Source organism: Methanosphaera sp. (assembly GCF_016282985.1).
Classification (GTDB): Archaea; Methanobacteriota; Methanobacteria; order Methanobacteriales; family Methanobacteriaceae; genus Methanosphaera.
Map to the genome: position 1 here is coordinate 1 of NZ_JAEELZ010000132.1, position 8,603 is coordinate 8,603.

Below are 8,603 nucleotides of genomic sequence, written 5' to 3' on the forward strand. Positions count from 1 at the left end.
ATTGGATAATAGAAGAGGAATAATAATTTAAAAAATTATTATATTTAGTTAGAGTTGTTATAATATGGAATTTAATAAACCAAGAGGAACAAGAGACTTCCTATTCGAGGATATGGAAGAAAGAAAATATGTTGAAAACACCATTAGAAGTGTTGTAGAAAACTATGGATTTAAGGAAATTAAAACCCCTATTTTTGAAGATTTAGAACTTTTTACTACAAAAAGTGGAGAAGGAATTAAAGAAGAAATATATCACTTCCAGGATAAAGGTGGAAGAGACCTTGCATTAAGACCTGAATTAACTGCAAGTGTGTCAAGATTATATAACAATAACCTACAAAAAGCAGCAAAACCTTTAAAAATGTACTATTTTGGCAGTTGTTTCAGGTATGAAAGACCACAAGCAGGACGTTTCAGACAATTCTGGCAGTTCGGTATAGAAGTTATTGGTGGTACACCAGTATATAATGAAGCAGAAATAATTGCAATGGCTAATGAAGCGTTAACCAAAGTGGGAATAAAAAATTATGAAGTGGCAATCGGCCACCTGGGAATTATTAAAGGAGTACTTAACCACTTAAATGTAACTCCCGAAGACACTACAAGAATCATTGCAAGTATTGATAAGGAAGACTATGAATTACTTGAAAAAATATTGGATGAATGCTCAATTTCACAGGAATACAAAGAAATTATCAACAAAATCATCAGTGTAAACGGTACACGCAGCGATTTAGAATCATTAAAAGATGTTGTTAAAGATATTGAAGACAGTTATGAAGCAGTTTGTCAACTTAGTGATACATTAGAAGTTATTGAAGCCTTCGGATTTGAAGATTATAATGTTAAACTATCAATTGCCCGTGGACTTGACTACTATACAGGCATCGTGTTTGAAATATACGTTCCAGATCTCGGTGCTGAAAAACAAATAACTGGTGGAGGAACCTATAATCTGACAGCACTGTTTGATTCTGAAGAAGTTGAATCCACAGGTTTTGCTTTTGGATTTGACCGTATTATGGAAGCTTATCACAGACAAAATATAGAAACACCTACAAGTGACTCCCAAAAAGTTCTGGTAGTACCGGTTAAAAAAGACTTCAAAATTGATGCTATTAAAGTTGCCCAAACTCTTAGAGCCAATAATATAATAACTGATATTGACCTTAAGGGTAAAAAGCTTAAGAAAAATTTATCATATGCAAATAATAACAATATCAACAACGTTATTATGATTGGTCAAAGCGAAGTTGAAGAAAATAATGTGACACTTAAAGATATGGATAGTGGAGAACAAGTTACTATTTCATTATCTGAAGCTATAGAAAAATTATCCAATTAAGCAGGTAACTAAAATGATTAAACCTAACTTCAGACATGAGATAAACGGAAAAAAACTTGCAACCGCAATAGCACAGGACTATAAAACAAATGAAATATTGATGCTGGCATTCATTGATGAGGAAGCTTTCAATAAAACTATGGAAACTAAAAAAGCTCATTATTACAGCACCAGTCGTGATGCTATTTGGTTTAAAGGTGAAGAATCAGGACACATCCAAAGCGTTAAAGAAATACTTTTTGACTGCGATAAAGATGCAGTAATCTTCAGAATAGAACAGATTGGAGGAGCCTGTCATACAGGACATTACTCCTGTTTTTATCAGAAGCTCTCAGAAGATGGGAGAGAACTTGAAGATATTGGTAAACAAGTATTCAATCCCGATGAAATATACAAAGAATAAGGAGGTGCCAATTTGACTAAACTAGTACCAGATACGAGCATATTAATTGATCAGATGGTATGCCCATTAGTTCAAGAGGAATATGAAAATGCCGAAGTATTAATACCTGAAGCCGTACTGTCAGAAATAGAAAATCATGCAAATAGAAGAAAAGACCTGGGTTATCTTGGTATTGATGAGATAAAAAATCTTAGAAAACTAAGCGATGAAGGTAAAATAACAATCAGTTTTGTAGGAAGACGACCACAACTGGATGAAATATCCATTGCCGGTGGTGGAGAAATAGATGCTATGATAAGGGATATTGCAAGAAAACATAACGCAATCCTACTGACCAGCGATAAACTACAGAATGATATAGCACAGGCACAGGGTATTGAAACATATTTCTACCAAAAGGAAGGACCCATACAACTGGACAAAACTGAACTGGAAAGTTACTTCCTGGAAAATATGTCATCAGTACATTTAAGGGAAAATACAACACCTATCGGAAAACGTGGAACACCAGGAAAAGTGGAACTGGTTGAAATAGATTATGTTCCACTACGATATAAAGATCTGGACAGAATTGCCAAAGAAGTTATAGAACAGGCAAAACTTAGACATGACTGTTTTATTGAAATAGACAAACATGGTGCGAAAGTAATTCAATTTGGTGATTTAAGGGTAACAATAGCAAAACCACCATTTTCCGATGGATTTGAAATTACTGCAATAAAACCTGTTAACAAGTTAGATCTTGACGATTATAACGTATCCGACAAATTACTTGAAAGATTATCAAACCAAGCTAAGGGTATACTCGTTGCAGGTTCTCCCGGTGCCGGTAAATCAACATTTGCTCAAGCACTTGCAGAATATTATTACTATGATTTGGAACAGCTTGTAAAAACAATGGAATCGCCAAGAGACTTAAACCTGGATGACAACATTACCCAATATGCTCCACTGGAAGGAGATATGGAAAACACTGCTGACATATTATTACTCGTTAGACCTGACTACACAATCTTTGATGAAGTAAGAAAAACCAGAGACTTTGAAATATATTCGGATATGAGATTGGCTGGTGTGGGAATGATAGGAGTAGTTCATGCAACCAGAGCAATTGATGCAGTTCAAAGATTCCTTGGAAGACTTGAATTAGGTGTTATTCCATCAGTTATTGATACAGCCATTTATATTAAAAATGGTGAGATTGACACTGTTTACTCTATTGAACTAACAGTTAAAGTTCCTAGTGGAATGTTAGAAGCGGATCTTGCAAGACCAGTTATTGAAATCAAAGACTTTGAAAGTGGTGAACTATTCTACGAAATTTACACTTATGGTGAACAAACCATTGTAATGGACGTGAATAAAACCAGAAACAATGAGGATAAAGAGGAAGAAAAAAGTCCCGTAAGTAAGATTGTGGAAAAAGTCATAAGAAAAGAAGTTAATCGTGTTGCACCTAATGCAATTATGGAAGTATCATTAATATCCCAAAACAGAGCGCTATTGGAAATTGATGAAGACCACACCGGTGCCGTTATCGGTAAAAATGGTAGAACCATTGCACAGATAGAGGAACGTGCAGGTATAAGCATAGAAGTAAGTACTTTGGATATTAAAGAGATAGACAATAAAATTCCTATAAATGTTAACGTATCAGGTAATTATTTATCATTAAACTTTTTGAAAGAGGATATTGGTTCAAGTTATGACATTATTGTTGAAGATGAATATTTATTTACGGCAACAGTGGGTAAAAAAGCCAATATTAGACTTAAAAAAGATATTGAAATGGCTGAAATAATTATAAAAGCCATGAAAAAGGATGAACCAGTTTATGCTCGTTTAAGAAATGAAGAATTATTCTAAGATAGTGATAACATGAAAATTAGTGTTTCAACATTAGGAATGTATCCTGCAAAGATGGAAAATATATTGGAATTTGTAGATAAAAACAGGCTAAAATATCTTGAAATTATCACAGAATATCCCTATAAGCACGTGACATCAGATGACTTATCAAATTATGATTTTGGAATTAGCGTTCATGCCCCAATGTCTGATATAAATATTTCATCACATATCGATAAAATCAGGGAAGCCTCCATTGAAGAGATGATTTCATCGTTTAAAATAGCAAATGAATTAGATGCTAAAAGAGTAACTGTTCATCCCGGTTCAATACCTGTAATGGCCTTGAAGTTTACAGATAAAATTCTTAAATACAACATTGAATCATTGAAATACCTGCAATCACAGGCAGAAGAGTATGGAGTCATGATGTGTGTAGAAAATATGCCATTACTGGAGAGATTATTATACACCAACATTGAAGCATTATATGAAGATGTTGCAAATGAGATTCATTCGGGAATAACCTTGGATGTTGGTCATGGACACAACAATGGATTTACTGTTGATGAAATGTTAAAGAGCAAAGACATCCACCACATACACCTTAGTGACAATGACGGTTCTTATGATATGCATGATGCTCTTGGAACACACAACATTGACTTTAAAAGATTATTTGAAATTCTAAAGAAAAATAAATACGATGATATTTGTGTTATTGAAGTTTATACTCCACATCAAATATTGAAGAGTATTGACTACTTGAAGAAAATTAACATTTTATAGGGAGTGTATTATTTAATGTATTCAGAATTGAAAGATGACAGGGTAATTGTTAAACATGAACATGCACATAATTTATATAATAAACGATATTATGGTAACTTAACAGATTCAGGATTGGAATTATCATTTATTGAAGCATTATATTTACTTGAAAAAGATAAAATAGAAATTTATGATGATGACAATGGAATAGTTAGTGTAGAATATATGACCAATATTATTAGGGAAAAACAAATCTTTTCCCATTACCTTGTTTATAAAGATCTTCGTATAAGAGGTTACATTGTCAAAACCGGTTTTAAATACGGTAGCGATTTCAGAATATACGAGAGAGGGCATGCACCAGGAGACGGGCATTCAAACTTTTTAGTGAAAATATTGTCAGAAGAACAGTCAATCAAGGTAAGAGATTTTTCCAGTTACGTCAGAGTAGCTCATGGTGTACGTAAAACACTACTTCTTGCTGTTGTTGATGATGAGTATGATATAACCTATTACAATGTAGAATGGACAAGACCATAAAAAAATATTATAAGGAGTGATATGATGGACATGATAGATCCATGGGGTTCTTCAATCATAGATTATGAAAAACTTACAGAACAATTTGGTATTAAAGCATTTAAGGATGTTTTAGAAGACATTCCGGATGCAAGTAAACTAATGACCAGAGGAATTATATTCGGTCAAAGAGATTATAAAAGAATTGCGGATTCTTTAAAAAACAATAAGGAATTTGCTACGATGACTGGAATGATGCCCAGTGGTAGAATGCACATAGGCCATAAAATGGTTGTTGACCAGTTGAAATGGTATCAGAAAAAGGGTTCGGATATCTATCTTTCCATTGCAGATATGGAAGCCTATGCTGCACGTGGAATTTCAAAAGAAGAATCAAGAGAATTGGCATTAACAGAATACATTGAAAACTATATTGCATTGGGATTGGATGTTACAAAAGACAATTTCCATTTGTACCTGCAATCAGAAAATGAAGAAGTTAAAAATTTAGCTTATCTTATCGGTAAAAAAGTTACCTTCAGTCAGATGAGAAGTATTTATGGATTTGACAATAGTACCAACGTTGCCCATATTTACACACCGTTATTACAGGTGGCTGACATATTGCATCCACAACTTGAGAAATATGGCGGACCAAAACCAGTAATCGTACCTGTAGGACCCGACCAGGACCCACATATACGTTTAACAAGAGATTTGGCTGCAAAGTTCAATGATGAATATGGATTTATTGAACCTTCCGCAACATTCCATCGTTTTATGACCGGATTAACCGGTGAAAAGATGAGCAGCAGTAAACCAAAAACTGCCATTTATTTAACTGATTCAATAAAGGACGCTACCAAAAAAGTAAAGAGTGCTAAAACAGGTGGCCGTGACAGCCTTAAAGAACAGAAAGAATTGGGCGGACAACCAGACCAATGTTCAATCTATGAATTATTAGTATATCATTTGGTTGAAGATGATGAAAAATTAGAGAATGTCAGACAAAAATGTTTATCCGGTGAAATTCTTTGTGGTAACTGTAAACAATGTGCTGTTGAATTACTTACCGACATGTTTGAAGACCTTGATTCAAAACGTGAAGAAGCTCATGAAATTGCAAAAGATTTACTTTAATAGTAATTCTTAAACACCCCTACCTTATTTTCTTTATTATACTTATTATTTAAAAATTCTTTTCAATTATATTTAAAAACTCTTAATCAGATTAAAAAATATATTATAAAATCTTAAATATGATTTTGAATATAAAAGTAACTATAATTAGATTAAATAAAACAATTTTAATAGAAAATTTTTTAAACATTTCTAAATTTAATAAATTTTTAGGAGAACCATATATGGCAGAAGAATTTGAAGAAATATGGAGTAATTATGACAGACAAACCGTGTTTAACTATGTTGACACAAGATTACACCATTATTTATTCACCAAAATTTTTAAAGATGAAGCAGAAATAATGAGTAAAATCATTGAAATTAATGAAACAGAATTATTAGGATTTAAATATGATTATTTCTTAAAAATTCCTGAAACTCAAGAGTTAATTAATAACTTTGATGACTTAAAAGCATTGTTAGATGGCAAAGACTTAACAGAAAGTCCAAATTCAGATGTTGTAGGTCTTGTAAAATATATGTTTGAAAGCATTAAAGATGCTGAAATAGGAAACATTAAAAACAAAAACTTTACATCATTCCAATTAGAGGCTATTAACAAAAACATCCTAGAAAATAAAAAGAAAGTTTCTGAATTATTAAAGGATGACATTTTTGCAGACGTGGAAACACCTGACATAATAGATATATACCTGTTAGAAACTGCATGTAAAGCAACCGATGAATCATTTAACCTTGCAAGATCATATGAAGTATTTGATGAACTGTTTGTTTTCCCAAGCAAAATGGAATTATACAACTGTATAGTTAAAGAAATCCTTCCTGGAATGAGTAACGATAAAATATTTGAGTTATATGTATTACTCAATACTTTGGAAGTTCTTGAAACAACCAAAGGTACCATTACATTTAAAAAAGCAGGTTTACCAGAATTAGCAGAATATTATTATCAAGTAGAAGAAAACAGTATGGAACACACAACAGTTATGCAAATTTTCTTCCATGACTTACCTGAAGAATTATCAGCCAAATTTAAACCGTTACTAAAATATCCATACATATGTTTACGTATGACCAACTCTGTTAAAGCTCAAAACCTTACACGTGTAAGTTACCTGTTATTAGAAATTGAAAGAATTACCGATAACCAAATCAAATACAAATGTAAAGCTACAGAAGATATTAGAAACATCCTTGTAGTATGGGATCACAGACTATTCAATGACGAAAAATCACACATCAAAGTACTTGATTACAAAACACTTCAGATGGGACTTAACAAATCATTCGGTAACATATTCAAATTCCCTAATATTGAAAATGTGGATGTTATCCTTGAATACTTACCATACTTTGAAGATACAGACAATGAATTTATCAGAATTGAAGGCGGTCAAAGAATCTACGATGACGAAGCTGACTTCTTCAAGGATGACCTATATCAGGAAAACATTTACAAAACATTCGATAACCAAAAGGATTGGGAAGATAAAGGTTGGAAATACATTAACAATCACGAATTAATTAAAAGACTTGACTTGTTAAGTATTCAAAAAATTGTTTATCTTATAATGCAAAAAGAGAATACCAGACCCGGATTCCTTGGAAAACTTATGGAAGATGGAACCGTATTGACAATCCTTAGAAGATTAAAAGAAATCAGAGACATTAACGAAAGTGAAATTACTGATTTATATTCACCTTATGCAAAACTCAAATGTTGTCCGATTCACGACCCAGATTTCTATGCTGATAAAGAAAAAGAAATGTCCGGTTTAGTTTCAAGACAATCCGAAGAGTTTTCTGAAGATGAGTTGAATGTTAAATAATATTAAATTATTTTAACTCATCCTCTTTTTCAAATATATTACTAATTTTAATTGGATTAAAAAATCATATTTTATTGATTAATTTTCTATTACTTTTTTAATTGATTTTTAATACTATTATTGACATAAATTATAAACAGTAAAATAGGGGGTAAATTATGGTAAGTATTAACGAATTACGTCAACAAGAGTATTTGTCAAATCAGGACAGCATACTGCATAACGTTGACAGCAGAATAAAATTGATAGTACTGGTTCTGATTATCTTATTTGCAGTAACTTCATCAAATTATATTGTTTTTGTCATACTTGAAGCATATTTACTACTACTAATTTATCTTAGCGGAATATCAGTTAAGGATGCCCTGATGAGAGTCCTTTTAATCCTCCCTTTCGGATTATTCATTGCAATATTCCAACCATTTATCCAGCCAGGAGACGTATTATACACATTGCCTTTAGGAATAAAAATTACATTACAGGGAATACAATTTGCAGAACTGTTATTGGCCAGATTAGTTATAAGTATAACATCAATAGTTTTATTCTCATATATTACCCCAATGAAAGATATTGCAGAAGCTTTCAGAAGATTACATATGCCAAATGAATTTGCAATGATATTTTCACTCTTTGTAAGATTCATATTCCTGTTCTACGATGAATTAAATACCATCAGACAGGCACAGGCAAGCAGATGTTTTTCATTAACAAACAATACCCCTTATCTATGGAAAGTAAAACA

8 protein-coding genes are annotated in these 8,603 nt (G+C 32.2%); all 8 read left to right on the plus strand.

The genetic code is table 11. The features are described from left to right. Positions 1–64: 64 nt before the first annotated feature. Entirely contained in the window at positions 65–1,345 is a 1,281-nt protein-coding gene (hisS, locus tag QZZ11_RS07890) for a histidine--tRNA ligase (protein WP_292475071.1), read from the plus strand. Between the two features lie 16 nt (positions 1,346–1,361). Next, positions 1,362–1,748 (plus strand): phosphoribosyl-AMP cyclohydrolase, encoded by a 387-nt coding sequence (hisI, locus tag QZZ11_RS07895; protein WP_292475097.1) that lies wholly within the window; start codon positions 1,362–1,364, stop codon positions 1,746–1,748. 12 nt (positions 1,749–1,760) lie between these two features. After that, positions 1,761–3,614 carry a PINc/VapC family ATPase gene (locus QZZ11_RS07900; protein WP_292475073.1) on the plus strand — a complete coding sequence of 618 codons (1,854 nt, stop codon included), beginning with the start codon at positions 1,761–1,763 and terminating at the stop codon, positions 3,612–3,614. A gap of 12 nt (positions 3,615–3,626) precedes the next feature. Further along, positions 3,627–4,385: a sugar phosphate isomerase/epimerase family protein gene (locus QZZ11_RS07905; RefSeq protein ID WP_292475074.1), complete on the plus strand. Its 759-nt coding sequence runs from the start codon at positions 3,627–3,629 to the stop codon at positions 4,383–4,385. 15 nt (positions 4,386–4,400) lie between these two features. After that, a complete protein-coding gene (endA, locus tag QZZ11_RS07910) occupies positions 4,401–4,907 on the plus strand; it encodes a tRNA-intron lyase (RefSeq protein ID WP_292475077.1) in 507 nt (168 codons plus the stop codon). A gap of 30 nt (positions 4,908–4,937) precedes the next feature. Continuing rightward, positions 4,938–6,026 (plus strand): tryptophan--tRNA ligase, encoded by a 1,089-nt coding sequence (locus QZZ11_RS07915; protein ID WP_292475098.1) that lies wholly within the window; start codon positions 4,938–4,940, stop codon positions 6,024–6,026. Positions 6,027–6,250: 224 nt separating this feature from the next. After that, positions 6,251–7,858: a DUF6508 domain-containing protein gene (locus tag QZZ11_RS07920; RefSeq protein ID WP_292475080.1), complete on the plus strand. Its 1,608-nt coding sequence runs from the start codon at positions 6,251–6,253 to the stop codon at positions 7,856–7,858. 158 nt (positions 7,859–8,016) lie between these two features. Next, positions 8,017–8,603 (plus strand): energy-coupling factor transporter transmembrane component T (locus QZZ11_RS07925; protein ID WP_292475081.1); only part of this gene is annotated, 587 nt, incomplete at its 3' end.